At 68.6% G+C, this 19416-nt stretch carries 12 protein-coding genes; 8 read left to right on the top strand and 4 right to left on the bottom strand.

Annotated elements, in window-relative coordinates:
- The first annotated feature begins 156 nt into the window (after positions 1 to 156).
- The 3 genes from LWC35_RS12500 to LWC35_RS12490 all read left to right on the top strand — a co-directional run bounded on the left by LWC35_RS12500 (position 157) and on the right by LWC35_RS12490 (position 4227).
- A complete protein-coding gene (locus tag LWC35_RS12500) occupies positions 157 to 1353 on the top strand; it encodes a cytochrome P450 (protein WP_232870250.1) in 1197 nt (398 codons plus the stop codon).
- Between the two features lie 201 nt (positions 1354 to 1554).
- Positions 1555 to 2457 carry an MBL fold metallo-hydrolase gene (locus LWC35_RS12495; RefSeq protein WP_232870249.1) on the top strand — a complete coding sequence of 301 codons (903 nt, stop codon included), beginning with the start codon at positions 1555 to 1557 and terminating at the stop codon, positions 2455 to 2457.
- Positions 2458 to 2913: 456 nt separating this feature from the next.
- Positions 2914 to 4227 carry an alpha/beta hydrolase gene (locus LWC35_RS12490; RefSeq protein ID WP_232870248.1) on the top strand — a complete coding sequence of 438 codons (1314 nt, stop codon included), beginning with the start codon at positions 2914 to 2916 and terminating at the stop codon, positions 4225 to 4227.
- 603 nt (positions 4228 to 4830) lie between these two features.
- On the opposite strand, the gene LWC35_RS12485 is transcribed toward LWC35_RS12490, so the two are convergent.
- The gene (locus LWC35_RS12485; protein ID WP_308194536.1) at positions 4831 to 6360 is read right to left on the bottom strand and encodes a PucR family transcriptional regulator; all 1530 of its coding nucleotides are present in this window, start codon (positions 6358 to 6360) and stop codon (positions 4831 to 4833) included.
- Between the two features lie 100 nt (positions 6361 to 6460).
- On the opposite strand from LWC35_RS12485, the gene LWC35_RS12480 reads away from it, so the two are divergent.
- From LWC35_RS12480 to LWC35_RS12465, 4 genes are all read left to right on the top strand, one after another.
- Positions 6461 to 7993 carry a CoA-acylating methylmalonate-semialdehyde dehydrogenase gene (locus LWC35_RS12480; RefSeq protein WP_232870247.1) on the top strand — a complete coding sequence of 511 codons (1533 nt, stop codon included), beginning with the start codon at positions 6461 to 6463 and terminating at the stop codon, positions 7991 to 7993.
- 23 nt (positions 7994 to 8016) lie between these two features.
- Complete coding sequence (locus tag LWC35_RS12475; protein ID WP_232870246.1) at positions 8017 to 9420, top strand: aspartate aminotransferase family protein; 1404 nt, start codon at positions 8017 to 8019, stop codon at positions 9418 to 9420.
- 448 nt (positions 9421 to 9868) lie between these two features.
- On the top strand, positions 9869 to 10987 hold the full coding sequence (gene ald / locus LWC35_RS12470) for an alanine dehydrogenase (RefSeq protein ID WP_232870245.1): 1119 nt from the start codon (positions 9869 to 9871) through the stop codon (positions 10985 to 10987).
- A gap of 168 nt (positions 10988 to 11155) precedes the next feature.
- Positions 11156 to 11323 carry a hypothetical protein gene (locus LWC35_RS12465; protein WP_232870244.1) on the top strand — a complete coding sequence of 56 codons (168 nt, stop codon included), beginning with the start codon at positions 11156 to 11158 and terminating at the stop codon, positions 11321 to 11323.
- Positions 11324 to 11756: 433 nt separating this feature from the next.
- Here LWC35_RS12465 and LWC35_RS12460 read toward each other — a convergent pair whose 3' ends face one another.
- Entirely contained in the window at positions 11757 to 12857 is a 1101-nt protein-coding gene (locus LWC35_RS12460; RefSeq protein WP_232870243.1) for a serine hydrolase domain-containing protein, read from the bottom strand.
- 459 nt (positions 12858 to 13316) lie between these two features.
- Between LWC35_RS12460 and LWC35_RS12455 the strand changes: the two genes are divergently transcribed.
- On the top strand, positions 13317 to 15014 hold the full coding sequence (locus LWC35_RS12455; protein ID WP_232870242.1) for a PucR family transcriptional regulator: 1698 nt from the start codon (positions 13317 to 13319) through the stop codon (positions 15012 to 15014).
- A 25-nt stretch (positions 15015 to 15039) separates the two neighbouring features.
- Here LWC35_RS12455 and LWC35_RS12450 read toward each other — a convergent pair whose 3' ends face one another.
- Together LWC35_RS12450 and LWC35_RS12445 are read right to left on the bottom strand one after the other, a co-directional pair.
- The gene (locus LWC35_RS12450; RefSeq protein ID WP_269804027.1) at positions 15040 to 16230 is read right to left on the bottom strand and encodes an FAD-dependent oxidoreductase; all 1191 of its coding nucleotides are present in this window, start codon (positions 16228 to 16230) and stop codon (positions 15040 to 15042) included.
- A 238-nt stretch (positions 16231 to 16468) separates the two neighbouring features.
- Entirely contained in the window at positions 16469 to 17938 is a 1470-nt protein-coding gene (locus LWC35_RS12445; protein ID WP_232870240.1) for an APC family permease, read from the bottom strand.
- Between the last annotated feature and the right edge of the window lie 1478 nt (positions 17939 to 19416).

Raw genomic sequence — 19416 nt, 5'->3', positions numbered from 1 at the left:
CGGGGCGTGCGGGGACGCCGCCCGTCGCGGCCGGGCACGCGGCCGGCCCGCCCGCGGGGTGAGCGCGTAGCCGCGATGAAGGCGCCGTGAAACCGGCGGCCCCGACGCTCCTGGTCGACGCGGCAGGCGCCGCCGGGAAGGGAAGACAGAACGACCATGGACCACACCGTCACGACGCTGCCGACCACGCGTCCGTCCGGCTGCCCGTTCGACCCGCCGCCGGAGCTGCTCCACGCCCGGGAGCACGGCCCGATCAGCCGCTACACCTTCCCCGGGGGCGAGCCCGGCTGGCTGGTCACCGGGTTCGACCTGGTCAGGGCGGTCCTGGCGGACCCACGGTTCAGCTCGCGCAAGGAGCTCATGCGCCACCCGACCCTCGACATCACCGGCCTGGAGATCCCTCCGGCGCCGCCCGGCGAGTTCCTCCTCATGGACGAGCCGCAGCACGGGCGCTACCGCAGGCCGCTGGTGGGCCGGTTCACCGTGCGGCGGATGCGACTGCTCACCGAGCGCCTGGAGAAGATCACCGCGGACCACCTGGACGCCATGGAGCAGGCCGGGCCGCCCGCGGACCTGGTGACCGCGTTCGCGACGCCCGTCCCGGCCGTCATGATCTGCGAGCTGCTGGGGGTGCCGTACGAGGACCGGGGTGCCTTCCAGAAGCAGGTCGAGCGGTTCACGAGCGGGGAGACGAGCGACGAGGACCTCGTCGCGGCCTACACCGCGACCCAGCAGTACCTCGCGGGGCTGGTGGCCGCCAAGCGCGCGAACCCCACCGACGATCTGCTCAGCGACCTCACGGACAGCGATCTGACCGACGAGGAGCTGAAGGGGATGGGTCTGCTCCTGCTGGCAGCCGGCCTCGACACGACCGCGAACATGCTGGCGCTGGGCACCTTCGCGCTGCTGCGCAACCCGCCACAGCTGGCTGCCCTGCGTGCCGAGCCCGCGCTCGTCGACGGGGCCGTGGAGGAGCTGCTGCGGTACCTGAGCGTCGCCAAGACGTTCATGAGGACGGCGCTCGAGGACGTCGAGCTGGGCGGGCGGACCATCGAGGCCGGGACGACGGTGATCCTCTCGTACCACACCGCCAACCGGGACCCCGAGCGCTTCGCCGACCCGCACGTGCTCGACATCCGGAGGCAGGACGGCGGTCACCTGGCCTTCGGCCACGGCATCCACCAGTGCCTGGGGCAGCAGCTGGCCCGCGTCGAGATGCGGGTCGCGTTCCCCGCGCTGCTCGACCGCTTCCCCACGCTGCGCCTCGCCGTCCCGGCCGACGAGGTCGCCCTGCGCCCGGAGACCGCGGACATCTACGGGGTGAAGCGCCTCCCGGTCACCTGGGACGCGTGACCGCGCGTCCGTCCCCGTCCAGGACGTCGAGGTCGCGCTCGGCGTAGGGGCGTGCTGCCACTCCCCGTGGAGCACCGTGCGCAGGCACTCCGCGACCGGGTGGCGGCCCGGCGGGGCGCGACCCGGCCCGAGCCGATTGACGTGGGCCGCGGCCACAAGGCAGAACTACGGGAAGCCGATGGTGCGCGACGGGAGGCGTCGATGGGGACGACGGGCTGGACACCCGAGGAGTACGGGCAGGTCACGCTGCTGCGGGCGGCGAACGGCGGCGGCTACCCCTACGGGAACTCGCTGCTGGTCCGCGGGAGCGCGGGCACACTCCTCGTGGACCCGTCGCTCGCGTTGATCGAGCAGGACGCGCTCCCGGAGGCCGACGCCGTCGTCGTCAGCCATGCCCACGAGGACCACCTCGTGGCGATCGAGGCGTTCGACGCCCCGGTCCACGTGCACACCGCCGACCTGCCCGCGGTCCGCGACACGCAGGTGCTGCTCGCGGCCTACGGCCTGCCGGCGGAGGCCACGGCGGAGCTCGCGGAGTCCCTGACCGCCGACTTCCGCCTCGGCAGCCGCCCCGATGCCGTGGGCGTGCCGGACGGTCACCGGTTCGACCTCGGCGACCGCACGGCGACCGTCGTGCACCTTCCCGGGCACACCGTGGGGCACTCCGGGCTGCTGATCGAGCCGGACGGATTCCTCTACATCGCCGACATCGACCTCACCTCGTTCGGGCCCTACTACGGGGACCGGGTGAGCAGCCTCGAGGGCTTCGAGCGGTCGATCGAGGTCTGCGGCTCCGTCGACGCGCGCTGGTTCGGCACGTTCCACCAGAAGGGCGTGGTCGAAGGGGCCGAGGAGTTCCGGCGCAGGCTGCGCGCGTACCGGGAGGTGATCGGGCGGCGGGACGAGGCGTTGACCGAGTTCCTCGCCGAGCCGCGGACCCTCGCCGAGGTCGTCGACCACCGCTTCGTCTACCGGCCGCACGTCGAGGCCCCGCACGTCGAGAGCGTCGAGGCGCGCACCGCGGAACAACACATCGCCCGGCTCGTCCGCACGGGGGTCGTCGCCGAGGTGGAGCCGGGTCGTTACCGCGCCGTGGCGGGCTGACCGGGGGGCCGCCCCGCCCCGGTCCGGCTCTCCGCACCGGGGCGGTCTTCGCCCTCTCCGGGTTCCGTCCGACCACGGCCACGCGTGCGCCGAGCTCGGCGAACCGACGCGCGATGCCGAGGTCGATGCCGCACGTGCCGCCCGCCACGAACACCGTGCGATCCGCCATGAGGCCGTCGCTGAACGCGCTCATCGTCAGGTCCTCTCCGCCGGGTCTCCGGGGCCACCACGGGGTGCTGAACGCGCGTTGAGTCCGGTCTCGATGGGTGATCTCGACCACCGCCGGTCACACCCGCGACCCGCTCACGGCGCTCATACCCCGCCGTGGACGAGGATGGCCGGGTGTCGTCAAGCCCCGGCGCCGTCACGCGCGTCGTCCGTGACCACCCGTGCCCTTCGCGGCCGGGTGCGGGTGCCTCCTCGCCCGGTCGCGCCGGGATCACCGGGTAGCGGCCGATGGACCTGTCGCGGCTGCTGGACGCCCCGCTGATCGCGGGGCCGTTGCCGACGACCGTCACCGTGGTCGGTGCGGTGGCGGGGGTGGCGCTGCTGGTCGGGCGCGGGCGGCGCTGGTGGCTCTGGTCCGTGCCGGTCGCCGCGATGGCGGGGGCGGTCGCGGTGGGGCTCGTCCTGCTGGTCATGGCGGTGTTCCGGCCGTTCCCCGATCCGTTGCCGCCGCGCGTCCTGGTCTGGATCGGCGTGGTCGTCGCGGCGTTCGCGCTGGCGGCGCCCACGCTGCGGCGGCGGTGGTGGCGGGCCGGCACGGCCGTGCTGGCCGCACTCCTCGTGCTCGCGACGGGCGCGATCAAGGTCAACGCGGTGTACGGCTACCGGCCGACGCTGAACGCGGCCCTCGGCCTGCCGTTCAGCAACCAGGTGGACCTGGCGGACGTCCCGGCCGCGCCGCTGCTGGCGGCCTCCCCGGCCGGCCCGCTGGCATCGGCCTGGACGCCCCCGGCCGACATGCCGCGCCGCGGGAGGATCAGCGAGGTCACGGTGCCCGGCACCGTCTCGGGCTTCGCCGCCCGGCCCGCCTGGGTGTACCTGCCTCCCGCCTATCTGACCTCGCCCCGTCCGCGGCTGCCCGTGCTGGAGCTCGTCGCCGGCCAGCCCGGCGGACCCGAGGACTGGCTGCTGGCCGGGAGGCTGGCCGAGGTGATGGACTCCTTCGCCGCCGCGCACGCGGGGCTCGCCCCGGTCGTGGTCGTCCCCGACGCCACCGGGTCCGACCTCGCCAACACGCTCTGCCTGGACTCGCGGCTCGGGAACGCCGAGACCTACCTCGCCCGCGACGTCCCCGACTGGGCCGCGGCCAACCTGCAGGTCGCACCCGGGCCCCTGGCGATCGGCGGGTTCTCCTTCGGCGGGACGTGCGCACTGCAGCTCGCCCTGCGCCACCCGGACACCTTCCCGACCTTCCTCGACGTCTCCGGTCAGGCCGAACCCACCCTCGGCGACCGCCCGTCGACGGTCGCCGCGGCCTTCGGCGGCGACGACGGCGCGTTCGACCAGGTCACCCCGCTGTCCGAGCTGCGCCGGCGGACCTACCCGGCCCTGCACGGCACGCTGATCGTCGGGCGCGACGACGACACCTACCGTCCGCAGGCCGAGCAGGTCGCCGCGGCGAGCCGCGCCGCGGGCGCCACACTCGCGCTCGTCGAGCTTCCTGCCGGGCACAGCTGGAGCCTGGCCTCGCAGGCGCTCGGTGCGGCACTGCCCTGGCTCGCCGGGCGCCTCGGGATCCTCGCCCCGGTGCCGCCGCCCTCCTGACGCCCGGCCGACGGTCCCGGTCAGCGGCCGAGGAGGGCGCGGGCGAGGGCGGCGGCTTGGGTGGGGCGCAGGTCGGGCAGGTAGGCGCGGCCGAGGGCGTTGCCGATCGCGGGCAGCGCCCCTCGGGCCTCGAATCCAGCGCGGACGCCGTCGCGGGCAGCGTGGCGAGCGGCGTGGTGAAGACGATGAGGGTGAGGAAGGTCGCCGCGGAGGCGACGATGACCGTGGCCCGGTCCGTCTGCCGCATCCACACACTCCCCGTCGGCGCCGCGCGCTCCGCGGCCGGCCGTCGCCACGCGACGATGCGCCCCCTCGTCCGTTGCCGCACGTCGCCGTGCTGGTTGATCGTCTCGTAGGTGAGGGTGACGCCACCGCGGCCGGGGCGCGAACCGGAGTAGGTGATCGTGCCGACGGAGATCTCCAGGTGCAGGTCAGCTCGGCGCGGATGTGCTCCTCGCGTTCGACGAGCTCGCCATCGCGCCGCTCGCGGACCTCGGCAGTGATCCGCGCGTCGTGGGCAGCTCGGCGCGTTCGCCCACGTAGCGCCCAGCTCGGCGGTCAGGGTGCGACCTGGTTGGCGTGGCCCCCGGCACGGCGACGAGCTCAGTGGCCGTCGCCGCTCATCACCAGTCCGAGGAGAGCGGCGGCCAAGGAGAACCGGACCATCGGCTCGCGGACATCTCGACCGAGAGTCTCGGAGAGTCTGTTCACCCTGCCGTAGGCCGCTGCCCTGCTCACCCCTATCCGCTCGGCGAAGCCGGCCACGACTCCGTCCGCCTCGATGAAGGCGCGGACGTCGGCGAGGAGCTCGCGGCGGCGCTTCGACTCCAGGCACTGGATGGGGGCGAGTTCCTCGTCGACGTAGGTCAGCAGCCGTGCGTCACTGCGAAGGTGCCAAAACAGACCGCGAGCGCCTAGATCAGCTGCCCGCCAGGGTCGGCGGGCCGCTGGGTCGAGGCTCGCGGCGGCCGCCCGCACAGTTAGTCCCGCCTCCGCCACCGCGTCCGCGAGTGCGACGACTGTGGTTGCTCTAGCGGTGGACGACGCCTCGACGAGCTCCTCCGGGACACACCCGAGAATGTCGTCCCGGGTCCCGCCCAGGGCGTCACCCAGTACAACCACGACGCCGTCGGGGAGCGACCCCACCACTGCCGGCGACCGGACCGAGTCAGCAGCCCTGCGTAGCGCACGCTGCTTCCCGCGCTGAGGCAGGAAAGCCATCACGTCGAATGGTCCCTCCTTGGAGAAGCCGAGCGCCCGTAGCCGGGCGTGAACCTCCGTATGCCCCGCCCGAGGTGCACCGAGGAGGAGGTCGGCGATCAGCTTGTCGTAGGCCTCCGAGACCGGCCCGGCAGGTTCCGCGTGCAGCAACGCGGAGAGCGTGACCGCATCGCCCGCATGATCGAGCACCATCTGAGCCCGGGTGGCGTCCTCCGCGCGGACGGGGACGATCAACCGGCCCCAGCGCGACTCCCGTCGCCCGACCGCGACCGAAGCCCAGCCTTCGGGGCCGCCACCGTCGAGGGCGCCTGTGGTCGGCGTCCTGCGCGACCGGCTGATCCAGTCCCGCAGGACCTCCTTGGCCGCTCCGCCGGCGTACGCGAGCACGCGGTGGGCGGCGTCCTCCAGCACGACAGGCAGGCCCAGCAGGGCCGCCGCCTCCGTGACGACCCGCTCAGCGCTGGCCCCCTCGACGGCGAACCCACGGAACGTCTCGGCAACGCGGTCCGCGAACCTCAGCCGGTCGTACTGTGCCGTCACAATGTGCGCGTGGACAGCCTCGGTGACCTCGACGAACCGGACTGTTCGGCGGAGCTCGACGAGCGGGAAATCCATCGCCCGCGCCGTCTGCACCCAAGCGTCGGGCAGGGACCGCAGGTGCTGCCCCAGCTCGACGACGAGGCCGACCGCACCGGCCTCGCGCAAGGCGGCGAAGTAGGTCGACGGGTCGACGGCCGGGTCGGCCACGGCCACGCCGATCGACAGCAAGAGCACCCCGCTCGTCAACGTTCCCGAAGGATCACGTTGCTCGCTGACGTGCACCCAACGAACGGGCGCTCTCAACGCAGAGCGCCCTGCGCGCACAGCTGGGCGACCGGCCGCCAGCGCCGGTAGCCCGAGGACCTCATCCACTGTCAGGTACACGCCACAGTGTGACAGAACGTCGGAGTCAGCGGAAATGCCATACACAATGCAACCTGAGACACGCGAGTCCTGTGTCGAGACTTGGCCCATGTCCGCGACCACCACGCACGACACCGCTATCACCACGCTCACTCACTGGTCAGGGGGTGCCCCAGTCGCGGGGACCTCTGGCCGGTTCTCGGACGTGACCAATCCGGCGACGGGAGAGGTCACCGCGTCGCTGCCGTTGGCGTCGGAGGAGGAGGCCGCGGAGGTGATCGCGGCGGCGAAGGCGGCGTTCCCGGGCTGGCGCGACACCTCGCTGGCGAAGCGGACGCGGATCCTGTTCACGTTCCGGGAGCTGCTCGACGAGCGTGCGTCGGAGCTGGCGGCGATCATCACCTCCGAGCACGGCAAGGTGCTCTCCGACGCGGCGGGTGAGGTGGCGCGTGGCCAGGAGGTCGTGGAGTTCGCGTGTGGCGCCCCGCACCTGTTGAAGGGTTCGGCGACGGAGAACGCCTCGACCGGTGTGGACGTGGCCTCGATTCGCCAGCCGTTGGGCGTGGTGGGGATCATCTCGCCGTTCAACTTTCCGGCGATGGTGCCGATGTGGTTCTTCCCGGTCGCGATCGCCGCGGGCAACACTGTGGTGCTCAAGCCGTCGGAGAAGGTCCCGAGCGCGGCGCTGTGGTTGGCCGAGCTGTGGCGCGAGGCGGGGCTGCCCGACGGCGTGTTCAACGTCGTCAACGGCGACAAGACCGCGGTGGACGCCCTGCTGACCAGCCCGGACGTCAAGTCGATCTCGTTCGTGGGGTCGACGCCGATCGCGCGGTACGTGTATGAGACCGGGACCGCGCACGGTAAGCGGGTGCAGGCGCTGGGTGGGGCGAAGAACCACATGGTGGTGCTGCCCGATGCCGATCTCGACCTGGCCGCGGACCAGGCGGTCAATGCGGGGTTCGGGTCTGCCGGGGAGCGGTGCATGGCGATCTCGGCGCTGGTCGCGGTGGGCGACATCGCCGACGAGCTCGTCGGGAAGATCAAGTCGCGGGCCGAGGCGCTGCGCACCGGGGACGGGCGGCGGGGCTGCGACATGGGGCCCCTGGTGACCTCGGCGGCGCGGGAGCGGGTGTCGGGCTACATCGACGCGGGTGAGTCCGCCGGGGCGACGCTGGTGGTGGACGGGCGGCAGGGCTCGTTCGACGCGGATGGGTCCGGGTTCTTCGTGGGCCCGACGCTGTTCGACAACGTCGCCACGGACATGTCGATCTACACCGACGAGATCTTCGGACCGGTGCTGTCGGTGGTGCGGGTGGACTCCTACGCCGACGCCGTGGAGCTGATCAACGCCAACCCGTACGGGAACGGGACGGCGATCTTCACCAACGACGGCGGCGCGGCGCGCAAGTTCCAGAACGAGGTCGAGGTCGGGATGATCGGCGTCAACGTGCCGGTGCCGGTCCCGATGGCCTACTACTCCTTCGGGGGCTGGAAGAACTCGCTGTTCGGCGACACCCACGCCCACGGCGTCGAGGGCTTTCACTTCTTCACCCGCGGCAAGGTCGTGACCACCCGCTGGCTCGACCCCGCCGATCGCGCTGAGGACGGCGGTATCGACCTCGGCTTCCCCCAGAACGCTTGACCACGACAGCAGCAGAGGATCCGATGAGCACCACCATCGACCACACGGCCGCCCCGTCGGGGGCGGCCACGCCCACAGCCGAGGCCGCAGCTCGACACCTCTGGATGCACTTCGCGCGCATGGGCGGGCGAGGACCGGAGAACCCGATCCCGGTCATCACGCGGGGCGAGGGCGTCCACATCTGGGACGAACGCGGTCGACGAATCATCGACGGCCTTTCCGGCCTGTTCGTTGTGCAGGTCGGGCACAGCCGCCGTGAGCTGGCCGAGGTCGCGGCCAAGCAGGCGGCCGAGCTCGCGTACTTCCCCGTCTGGGGGTACGCCACCCGGCCAGCAGCCGAGCTGGCCGAGCGGCTGGCGCATCTCGCGCCTGGCGATCTCAATCGAGTCTTCTTCACCACCGGCGGCGGTGAGGCGGTCGAGTCCGCGTGGAAGGTGGCCAAGCAGTACTTCAAGCTCCGCAGCAAGCCGGGAAAACACAAGGTGATCAGCCGCTCGGTCGCCTATCACGGCACTCCGCACGGAGCGCTTTCCATCACCGGTCTGCCTGCGATGAAGAAGGACTTCGAGCCGCTGACGCCCGGTGGGTTTCGAGTGCCCAACACCAACCTCTACCGGCACCCGGAGTTCGCCGACGATCCCGAGGCCTTTGGCCGCTGGGCGGCCGACCGTATCGAAGAGGCCATTCTGTTCGAAGGCGCCGACACGGTTGCCGCCGTGGTGCTCGAGCCGGTGCAGAATTCCGGTGGCTGCCTCACTCCTCCTCCGGGCTACTTCGCCCGGGTTCGCGAGATCTGTGACCGCCACGACGTGCTCATGGTCTCGGACGAGGTCATCTGCGCCTTCGGTCGGCACGGCCATACGTTCGCCTGCGAGAAGTTCGGCTACGTCCCGGACCTGATTACCTGTGCTAAGGGCATGACGTCGGGCTACGGCCCGCTCGGCGCACTGATCGCCTCGGACAGGGTCATGGAGCCCTTCCTTGCCCCCGGCGTTGCCTTCCCGCACGGCTACACCTGGGGCGGGCATCCGATGTCGGCTGCGGTCGCGATCGCCAACCTCGACCTTATGGAGCGCGAGGGCCTGAACCAGCGCGTCCTGGACAACCAGCAGGCCTTCGGGGACACCCTGCGCAAGCTCCTTGACCTGCCCATCGTTGGCGACGTTCGCGGCGACGGCTACTTCTGGGCCGTTGAGCTGGTCAAGGATAAGACCTCCCGAGAGACCTTCGACCCAGCCGAACGCGAGCGACTCGTCCGCGGCTTCCTCCCCGGCGCGCTGTTCGACGCCGGTCTGTACTGCCGCCCCGACGACCGCGGCGATGTCGTCGTGCAGCTCGCTCCGCCACTCATCGCTGGTCAGGCGGAGTTCGACGAGATCGAGTCGATCCTCAGGGCGACGCTGACCGAGGCCGCGCAGGTTGTGTGAGGGCTTGCCGCGCCGCGCGCATGAACGAAGTGCTTCGACCAGCTCGCGCATTTGAGCGGGCCGAAGAGAATCTTGTGGACTTTTTGGTCCGCGTGGACTCGATTCGCGCTTACAAGGCTCCCTGAGCAGCAATGACAGAGTTGGTGGCGCGTGGGCGCGTGGGCGCGCGCGAGAGCGCGAGCTGATGGCTGAAAACGTCATCAGTCACTTTGGCGCATTCCCGGTACCCGGCCGAACATCGGATCGGTCCGCCCTAGACGCGGGGGTCCGATAGACGCTGTCCAGCCTTCCGATCAGGCCCTACGCCACCACAAGGTCACCGCGCTCAGGACGGACCCGGTGATTCGGATCCTGCCGGTGAGATCTGACCGAGCGCGCCCACTCCCGTGTCCGAGCTCTCCTACCCCATCGCCATCACCCCGGCCGTGGCCGGAAGAAGGAGCTACTCATGCGCATCGGTGTTCCGCGCGAGGTGAAGGACAACGAGTTCCGGGTCGCCCTGACGCCGGCGGGCGTGCACGAGCTGGTGCGGCGCGGTCACGAGGTCGTCGTCGAGCAGGGGGCGGGCCTGGGCTCGTCCATTTCTGATGATGACTTCAAGGCCGCGGGTGCGCAGCTGCTCGCCGACGCCGACGCCGTCTGGGACGCCGCCGAGCTGCTGCTCAAGGTCAAGGAGCCGGTGCAGAGCGAGTACCACCGGCTGCGCGGCGACCTGACGCTGTTCACCTACCTGCACCTGGCCGCGTCCCGGCCGTGCACGGACGCGCTGCTCGCCGCGGGCACCACCGCGATCGCCTACGAGACCGTGCGCACCGCGGACGGGAAGCTGCCGCTGCTCGCCCCGATGAGCGAGGTGGCGGGCCGGCTCGCGCCGCAGGTCGGCGCGTACCACCTGATGAGCGCGGCCGGCGGGCGCGGCGTGCTGATGGGCGGCGTGCCCGGCGCGCCGCGGGCCCACGTCGTGGTGCTCGGGGCCGGGGTGTCCGGCTCGCACGCCACGCAGATCGCCGTCGGGATGGGCGCGCGGGTGAGCGTGCTGGACCTCGACGTCGACAAGCTGCGCGCGCTCGACGCCCGCTACGGCGGCCGGGTCGAGACCGTGCACTCCACCGCCTACGCGGTCGAGCACGCGGTGCTCGACGCCGACCTGGTGATCGGCGCGGTGCTGGTGCCGGGCGCGAAGGCGCCGACGCTGGTGTCGAACGAGCTGGTGGCGCGGATGAAGCCGGGCGCGGTGCTCGTCGACGTCGCCGTGGACCAGGGCGGCTGCTTCGCCGACACCCGCCCGACCACGCACGCCGACCCGACGTTCCGGGTGCACGAGACCGTGTTCTACTGCGTGGCCAACATGCCCGGTGCAGTGCCGCACACCTCCACCCACGCCCTCACCAGCGTCACCCTGCCCTACATCACCCGGCTGGCCGACCACGGCTGGCGCGAGGCGCTGCGCGCCGACCCCACCCTCGCCCAAGGCCTGTCCACCCACGCCGGGGAGCTGACCAACCCCGAGGTCGCCCACGCCCACAACCTGCCCTCCCGCCAGACCGGAGCAGTCCTGACCTCCTGAAACCACATCGATCCTGCGCTGCAGGGTGTCATCATCGGGTCGGGGCGTCCTGCACTTCGTGGGCTGCACCAAAGACAGCATTCACGTCGGCGGCGTGAACGTGGCCCGCCGACGTCGAGGCACGCTGCACCGCCACCCCGCCGTGTGCGGCAGGCCGCCGTGTCCGGGATGCCGGACGAGCGGCTGGTCGAGGTGCCGTTCGCCTTCGTCGTCCTCACAGGGCCGGGAACCGCGCCGCCGGAGGAGATCCTCGACTGCGCCGGCGATCGCCCGCTGCCCGGCCTCGAGCTGCCCAAACACCGAGTGTCGTCGCGAGTTTCGCGCCCATCGGCATGACCGTGAGCTCGACGATGAAGAAGAACGAGCCCGCCGACCACGCCCGCAGCCTGCTCGAGCAGGTCGCGCGCTTATGTACACCGGGTCACCGTGCTGCTCGGTACCGAGCTGCCGATCTGCAGGCCGGGATGCCGGGGGCGTCGTCGTCCTCGGCGCTGCCGCTCGCGGTGAGCGGGGCAGGTGGGCTCGGCGTGGTCGCGGCGGCCCGGTGCGCTGCCGGACCACACCCGGATGCCCGACGAGACGGCCTCGGCACCGATCGCCGTGGACGATCAACCTGCCGCTCTACCGCTCGCCGACGAGGTCATCGAACCTGCTCCTGTCGCGCCGCCCTCCGGTGCTGATCGCCTCGCAGGGCGGTCCGCGCCGCCTACCTCGACCGCTTCCGCGCTGTCGGCACGAGGTAACTCGATCTTTGCGGCGATGCTGCCTCCTACTTGCGACCGAGAGCCCGGTAAATCGCCGTAATGTAGGACCCGGCCCGGTCCGAACCGATTATGTCGTCTCCCATCTTGTTCATCACATACGAGATCGTGAGACCTTGTCCCGGATGCGTCAGGACCATCGAGCCGCCCCAACCACCCCAGAAGGCGATCCTGTCGTCTGGGATGTACGGCAAAGTGGCCGGTTCCGGCAGGCCGAATCCGATACCCCACCGGACGGGGATTCCGAGGACCAGGTCAACGTTGCGCGCCTGCTCCTCAAAGATCAAGTCGATCGTTGACGGGCTGAGGAGACGAACACCATCGACCACCCCAGCACGCGAGATCGGCGACAGAATGCGGGCGACCGACCTGGCGTTCCCGTGACCGTTCGCCGCGCCGAGCTCGCTCCGGCGCCAGTCGATCGTGTTGGCCTCAGATGCGTCCAAGATCGTTGAGCTGAACGTCTTGCGCATCGGGTCGTCCTCGGCGAGCTCATTGATGTCGAACTCTATGGGCGGAGGCGGAATGATCTCGGCGATGCGTCCACGGTCGGACTCCCGAGCCCCGATCTGGAAGTCGGCGCCGAGCGGCTCCGCGAGTTCGGTCCGTACGAACTCGGTGAGCGACTTCCCTGACACCCGACGGATCAGCTCGCCCACGAGGTGGCCGAGACTCTGGTCGTGATACCCGCTCGCGGTGCCTGGTTCCCACCATGGAGCCTGTGTAGCGAGCTGGTTCGTGGCGCGCTCACGGTCATAGATCTGGTGGGGCTCCCAGGGCTGGTCCCAGCCCGAGACCCCCGAGGTGTGTGACATCACGTGCTTCACCAGCACGGATTCTTTGCCGTTCGCCGCGAACTCGGGCCAGTACGTCGCTACCGGAACGTTGAGGTCAAGAAGTCCGCGGTCGACCAGAACGAGCGCCGCCAGATTGGTGACCGTCTTGGTGATCGACCAGACGTTGACGATGGTGTCGCGCGCCCACTTCTCTTCACGGTTGGCGTCCGCGTGACCTCCCCATACGTCAAGCAAGGTCTCACCGTCGAGATCCACAACGATCGACGCGCCTAGCTCGGCGCCACTCTCGATGTTGGACGCGAGTTCGGTCACCACCTCCTCGAAGCGAGAATCAGCGTGTCCGTGAACTAGTGTGGCCATGGTCCTCCTCGTGTCACTTATGCGCATGCTGCCATGCGATCGTCCCGGGACTGGACCTGGTCGCAACGAAACCCTCGTCGCCGACCGAAGCTCCGCTTGCAGCGCATTCCGCCGCGGGCCATCATGCGCTGGCCGAGATCGAAGGAACGCGGCAACTTGTACCCGCGAGAGGGTCGTCGCCGGCCCTGTAGCGGTCCCGGATCCCGACCTGGTGGCGGCCATCGACGGCACCGGAGCAGTCACGACGCCAGAGTCTGGACCCGGTGGGGAGCGCGTCGCCACGAGCGAAGTGTCAAAACTTCGTGGGCTCGGCGTGCTGACTGTCAAGACGGGCCGCGAGCGTGGACTCGTACCCGAGATACAGGCGACCATCATGTTGATCGCCTTACGTCGAGAGCACATACTCGACATGTGGTGAGAGGAGCCGGTAGGGCGCTGGACGGGGCCATCACGGTCGGCGATGCCCTCACGCTTCCCGAGCTCGCCCGGGGCAGCCCCAGAGTGCTGTCGGGCGACGCCAATCTCACCAACGAGATCCGTTGGGTGCATGTGGTCGAGGGTCGGTATCTCGCCTCCCTGATCCATGGGGGCGAGCTGCTGCTCACTCACGGTATGTCACTCGGTTGCGGGGATGCCGAGCTCGACACCTTCAGCAACGAACTGGCCGAGCGTCGCGTAGCCGGTCTCGTGATCGAACTAGGCCCGGTGTTGAAGGCCACGCCCCCAGGACTGATCAAGGCGTGCCTGCGCAACGCCATTCCGCTCGTCGAGCTCAGCGCGCCAGTGCGCTTTGTGGACATCACCGAGGCGATCCACACCTCCATCGTCAATTACGACTACGACGCGACGCGCCGAATCCTGGCATTCCAGGAGGCGCTGACCGCCAGCTTGGCACGAGGGGCGGGGCACCGCGAACTCCTGATGACCGCGGCGCACGAACTAGGCAGGCCCGTTTTCCTGGAGCACGATGGAGGCGGCATCGACTACGGCTTCCCGCCCTCCTGCACCGAGCGTGAGGCGCGTTTTGCCTGGCAGGCCTACACGCATCAGTCCGATGGCGAGGTCACGGCGACCGAAGCCGAGGTCGAAGCGCGAGACGGCTCCCCGGCAGGCCGGCTCGTCGTCCTCAACACAGCGGGTATGCCGTTGCAGAGTGATCGAGTCGCGCTCAAGGCCCTGGCTACTCACGTCGCCATCGTTGATTCGCGAAACCCACTTGAGCATTCACACCAGAGGCCTCGCGACGGAGGCATCCTTGCCGCGCTTGTCGACGGCAGGCTCGATGCCACCGACGCACTGGAGTTCGACCTGTCACTGCAGCTGTCTTCGGAGGCAAGCCTGGGCGTCCCCGTAGTCATCCGGCGCGCTCGACGTTCTCAGGGAAATCCAGTCGCGGAGGAGGACCGCGCGTGGCAATCTCTTTGGCGTGACGTTGTCCGCGAGCTTCGCAGCCATCGCACCAACGTACTGATTGGGCCCGACCGGCTGACCGCGCCCACGTATGCGGTCCTCGGGATGCGAAGCCCAGACGAGCGCGCGCCCGCCGCCGAAGAATTCTCGGAGATCATCGCCGCAGCGGCGGAGAGACGCATGGGCGACTCGGGGGCGGCAGTCGTGTGTGTCGGCCCGCCAGCATACACATGGGACGGCATCATCAGCGGTCTACGCACGGCGCTCGACGTCATGCCCGGGGCGCTTAGCGGGCCGGCGAAGCTGTGGCACGACGCTATGCTGCTTGACCTCGAGCACTTGTTCTGGGTCGTGAGGGATCATCCAAAGTACGTGCGATTCGCTCACCACCGGGTCTCGGCACTTCGAGTTTATGACGCCACGAATAACACGCGCCTCTTCGAGACGTTGTGCGAGTTCCTCCGATGCGGGGGCCACAAATCAGTCACCGCGCGCGCGTTAAAAATAGAGCGCCAGTCACTCTATTACCGAATCTCACGAATCGAATCCGTGCTGGGCGTGGATCTCGCGGACGCCGAAACTCTGCTTGGCCTAAATATCGCTGTAAGAGTCGCCGCCTACATCGACGACTCCGAGGCCGAGAAGTTCATGGTCGGCAACGGCCCGACCCTGAGGAACTGGGCCGCACGCGCTCGGTAGCCATCGACTCGAACTCGGGAATGGGCTACATTGGACGGTTGAACCTGCCGGGGCTCATGTGCGAGATGTCGTATGGAGTGGTCCCCGACGTCGCCAAGTCGGCAACGATGCTGCCGATCACCGGACAGATCTTGAATCCGTACCCCGAGAACGACGTGGCGACGATGACGCGCTCATCGTCCTTCCAGTGCCCGACGATGGCGGTGTCGTCATGTGAGGTCGACTCAATCCACACTCCTGTTCTAGCGGGGGTCGGGTCGAGTCCGCGAACAATTTGTGGCAGGTGCCGGCGACCGGGAGCGAGATCGGCAGTTGCAACAGTCCGGTCGAGTTGGTCGACCTTCTCCGAGTGACCCCAAACTTCGCTGTATGCGCCGGATATCTTGACCATGCTGCCCTCGAGAGTCGGCCCTCCGAAAGAAAACTCTCCGTGATGAGTTCTTGTGAAGGAAGGGAAGCGATCCGGCCCAAACAGTGCGGCGTCCTCTGCGGTCCGGGGCGTGTACCAGGCCATTACGACCCGCTGGGCGTCGGCCTTTAGGCCGGGCAGCAACTCTGTAGCCCAGCCGCCTGGGGAGACCACGAGTTTGCGTACGCGGTATTCAGCCCCAGCGGTCCTGACCGTCACGCCGGTTCGGTCGCTGTCCCAACCGGTGACTTCTGTGTTGGTCAGGACTTTTGCGCCACGCGCAGTCGAGAGTCGGACGGCGGCCGCCACAGCCAGCTCGGGACGGAGCCACCCGCCTCGCGGATCGAAGACGATCCGGTCCTCCGGGTACAGAACGAACTGTGGGTATCGCACGCGCATTTCCTCGTGGCTCAGCTGCTCTGCACGGATGGCTCCCGCCGAAACGAGACCGAGGAGCCTGTCGATCGCTGCCGACCCGGCAGGCTCGATCACCAGGCCGCCGCATTCCACCAGCAACTGGTGCCCGGTTGCCGATTCCAGTTGCCGCCAAGCGGCATAGCTGTCGGCAGCGATCCGCACGTCGCCGGCTCCCAGCTCCAGAACAGGGATCGAGCGGTAGAGGCGGCTCTCTCCTCCGTAGGCCGACTGGTCGTGGGGCACTCCCCAGTAGCGTTCGAAGCCTAGAACGCTGCAGCCGCGCCGGGTCAGCTCCATCATGGCCATGCTGCCGACGGTCCCGACCCCGACAACCCCGACCTCAGCGTCAAACTCGGTCAACGAAGCCTCCCGGAAAACTGGAAAGTGCATCTACGTCGACGGTGAGGCAGGTGATCGCCTGCGTGCTCCGCAGCCCGGCGATCGACATCTCCGGGTCAAGGACGTATACGGGTGCTCCGGCCGCGACCATTGCGGCGGTCGTCGCTCCTGATCCGGAAGCGTCGCGCCTGACGACTATCGAAGGGCTATGAAGGTACATTGGCGACTTTCTGTCGTTAGTGGATTTTGTTCGGAGGTCGCCTCTACGGCGACCACCGGGGCGGTCGGTCTACTGCCGCCCGATTCGCTCGAAAACGTCCGGCTTGGTGCGCCGAAAGACGGATGCAACGGCGAACCCAAGAACGAAGGATCCATAAACGATCACCATCAGGATTACTATAACCGAAGTGCCCGCTCCTATCAGGAGCTCAATGTTGTCGGTCGCCAGGTACAGCGCTATCGCCATTCCAGCAAGCGCCAGGACTGGAGCGACAATGCGGTGCCACACCGTCACGCTGGCTGGCCGAACGCGGTTCAGGTATACCGGGATCGCGAGCCCAGTGCAGGCGAGCAGAAGCACGAATGAGTAGCCGAAGGCACCCGAGAGTTTGGCGTACAGGGTCGCCGGGGTGTCATCGAAGATCATGAACGGCAGTAGCCCGATGAACGCGACGATGCTGACGGTGACTGAGGCACGGTGGGGAGATTTGTGCCGCCGATGCGCCTTTCCGACAGCGCCTGGGAGGATTCCGTCCACCCCGAGACTGAACAGGTACCGGCTCAGGATGTTGTGCGACGAGACCAGGGCGGCCAAGATGCTCGTGGCCAGCAGGACCGAGACAAGGTCCAATCCGACCGCACCGAGGTAGATCCGAACGGTTCCCAATAAGGAACCGACGGGATCGGTCGCGGTCGCCGCCACGGCACTCCTATCTCCCAGCGCTTGCGTGACAGCCCAAGCGGTGATGCCGAAGAGCACGGCGACCGTCGCGATGAATCCGTAGGCAGCGCGCGGAATCGTCCGCTCGGGGGCGCGCACCTCCTGCCGGAATATGACCGTCGCCTCGAAGCCCGCCATACAAAGCATGGCGAAGAGCAGAGCGAGGCCAGCCGACCCGGAGGTGATGTTCGAGGACATTAGGAAGCTCGCCGTGAGTCTTTCCGACCCGCCGCTGGCTACGACGGCTGCGTCGTAGGCGATGATGATCAGTACTTCACCCGCCATCAGCACCATCAAGAATCGTGCGGAGATATCGAGGCGGAAGTACCCGAGAACGCCGACCGTGAGCTGGGCGACCAGTGCCCAGACCCACCACGAGATCGATGGACCGTGCAACGTGTCGCGCACGACCGATTCGACGGTGATACCGATGAACGCGTAACTGGCGAGGAGGACCAGATAGTAGCAGACAAGAGCGAGAAAGGAAGCACCCAAGCCGGCGCGGCGTCCCAGGCCTAGTGCGACGAAGGAGTAGAACCCCCCGGGGTTTTCGACGTGCCGAGCCATCTTGGTGAAGCCGGCGGCGAAAGTTGCCACGACGAGGGCCGCCACGAGGTAAGCGACGGGCGCACCCAACCCGTTTCCGTATCCGATGACGAGCGGGACGATGCCCACTACGACCGTCAGCGGTCCATTGAAAGCCAGGATGGTGAAAAGTAGTTGGACAACACCGAGGTTGCCACCCAAGGCCGCGCCGGACGACGCGTCGGTCGTCTGTGCAGGCTTGTCCGAATCTGTGGTGGATGGTGTTTCTCTCATGAGGGCCTTCTCTCGGGACTGTCAGCAGTCAATTGGCTGGTTGGATCTCGTTCCTCTGAGTGGCATCTAAGCCGAGTCCTCGAGATAGCTTCGAGACCGCTTCGGTCATCTCTCGCCCGCAACCGCATTGCTCGAATCAGCTTCGCTGAGGGAAGAACGCAAATCGGTAGTCGTCATGTCACCATCCGTTTGACATGGCGTCGCTACTGACGCTTGACTCATGATTCATGTGGTGCCAGCGCTTGTGCTACGGGCAAATCGTCAAGACTGCCGACCGCTTTGCCTGACCGGTGTCAAAACCCGGAGGCAGCGACCGCCGGATCGCGGGGTGATGTTCCGACTTGGATGAGAGCACCGGTCCCAGCCGAGCTACTCGATCGCATGGCGCTCGACGCATGGTCGTACACACGACCCGTGACTGACGGGGCACTGCTCCGCATCGAGTGGGCCGCGCTCGACCCCGAAGAACGCCGGATCTGGCATCGGTGCGCGTCGGGGATGTGCCGCCACCTTGGGCGCAACGCTGGCCCTATGCCGTGATCAGGAGCAGCTGGGTGACGAGCGCTCCGTGCAACGACGCAGCGTCTGCACTCCTCTTTAGGTTAGCTGGCAAGGCGACGTATTCGTCGGGGACGGATCGTCGCTGGTGAAGGCTGGTGCTGACGTAGCGCGCCCAGTCCGCGCCCGCTCGTTGTGCGTGCTTCATGGCCATGGCGGGGCTGATGTTGAGGGCGTCGGCGAGAACCTGGGGCGGTGCTTCTCGGACGAGTTGTTGCCAGGTGGTATTCCGGGCGGCGCGAACCGGGATCCCGGCCGCCACGCCGGGCGGCGAGCTGGGTCGTGCGGCTGAGGTGCTCGCCGGGGACCTGACCGGGGAACAGCCATCGAGACTGCGCATTGGCTGCGGTGTTGGTGTTGGCGCGGTGCTTGAGGTGAAGGCGGATCAGCGCTGCGAGCTGCTCGGGAACGGGTATCCATTGCTTGCCAAGGCGTAGTCGTAGCTCCGGTGAGAAGGCGTCGGACTCGGCCAGGTCGGCGAGGGTTAGGGCGACGACCTCCCCGGCGGGCTGCCCGAAGAGAGTGATCAAGCAGCCGGCGATGCGGTAGGGGAGTGTTGCCCAGCTCGTCGTGGAGCAGCAGCGAGCGGATGATCTCCAGATCGGGCGTGTTCACCGATCAGCTGCGGGTTGTCGTTGTCGCGGCGCGGGAGTTCGACCTTGCCGGTGAGCCGCTGCCCGCGACACCAGTAGAGGAACCGCTGGACATGTTCACGGGTGCCCGGGCCGCCGGCGTGCCAGTCTCACGTGCGACTCCTGACGGATCGTCCGCCGCAGGCTCTCCCAGGTGCCGCAGGGTCGGGGCACCCTGGCGGATCTCGCCGTCGAAGAGAACCGGAGGGCCGGCGCCCACCTGCGCAAGGACCGCAAGGCGATCACCGCAGACGTGCGACGTTGGTTCGACACCGACCCCCGGCTAGC

The sequence above is a fragment of the Pseudonocardia kujensis genome (assembly GCF_021283305.1).
Lineage (GTDB): Bacteria > Actinomycetota > Actinomycetes > Mycobacteriales > Pseudonocardiaceae > Pseudonocardia > Pseudonocardia kujensis.
Note: the sequence above shows the minus strand (reverse complement) of the source record. Positions and strands in the feature narration are given on the sequence as shown.

Excerpts from the sequence above, each read along its gene's own strand:
- LWC35_RS12500 (WP_232870250.1), top strand. The coding sequence starts at position 157 with ATGGACCACACCGTCACGACGCTGCCGACCACGCGTCCGTCCGGCTGC.
- LWC35_RS12495 (WP_232870249.1), top strand. The coding sequence starts at position 1,555 with ATGGGGACGACGGGCTGGACACCCGAGGAGTACGGGCAGGTCACGCTG.
- LWC35_RS12490 (WP_232870248.1), top strand. The coding sequence starts at position 2,914 with ATGGACCTGTCGCGGCTGCTGGACGCCCCGCTGATCGCGGGGCCGTTG.
- LWC35_RS12480 (WP_232870247.1), top strand. The coding sequence starts at position 6,461 with ATGTCCGCGACCACCACGCACGACACCGCTATCACCACGCTCACTCAC.
- LWC35_RS12475 (WP_232870246.1), top strand. The coding sequence starts at position 8,017 with ATGAGCACCACCATCGACCACACGGCCGCCCCGTCGGGGGCGGCCACG.
- ald (WP_232870245.1), top strand. The coding sequence starts at position 9,869 with ATGCGCATCGGTGTTCCGCGCGAGGTGAAGGACAACGAGTTCCGGGTC.
- LWC35_RS12465 (WP_232870244.1), top strand. The coding sequence starts at position 11,156 with ATGCCGGACGAGCGGCTGGTCGAGGTGCCGTTCGCCTTCGTCGTCCTC.
- LWC35_RS12450 (WP_269804027.1), bottom strand. The coding sequence starts at position 16,230 with ATGCACTTTCCAGTTTTCCGGGAGGCTTCGTTGACCGAGTTTGACGCT.
- LWC35_RS12445 (WP_232870240.1), bottom strand. The coding sequence starts at position 17,938 with ATGAGAGAAACACCATCCACCACAGATTCGGACAAGCCTGCACAGACG.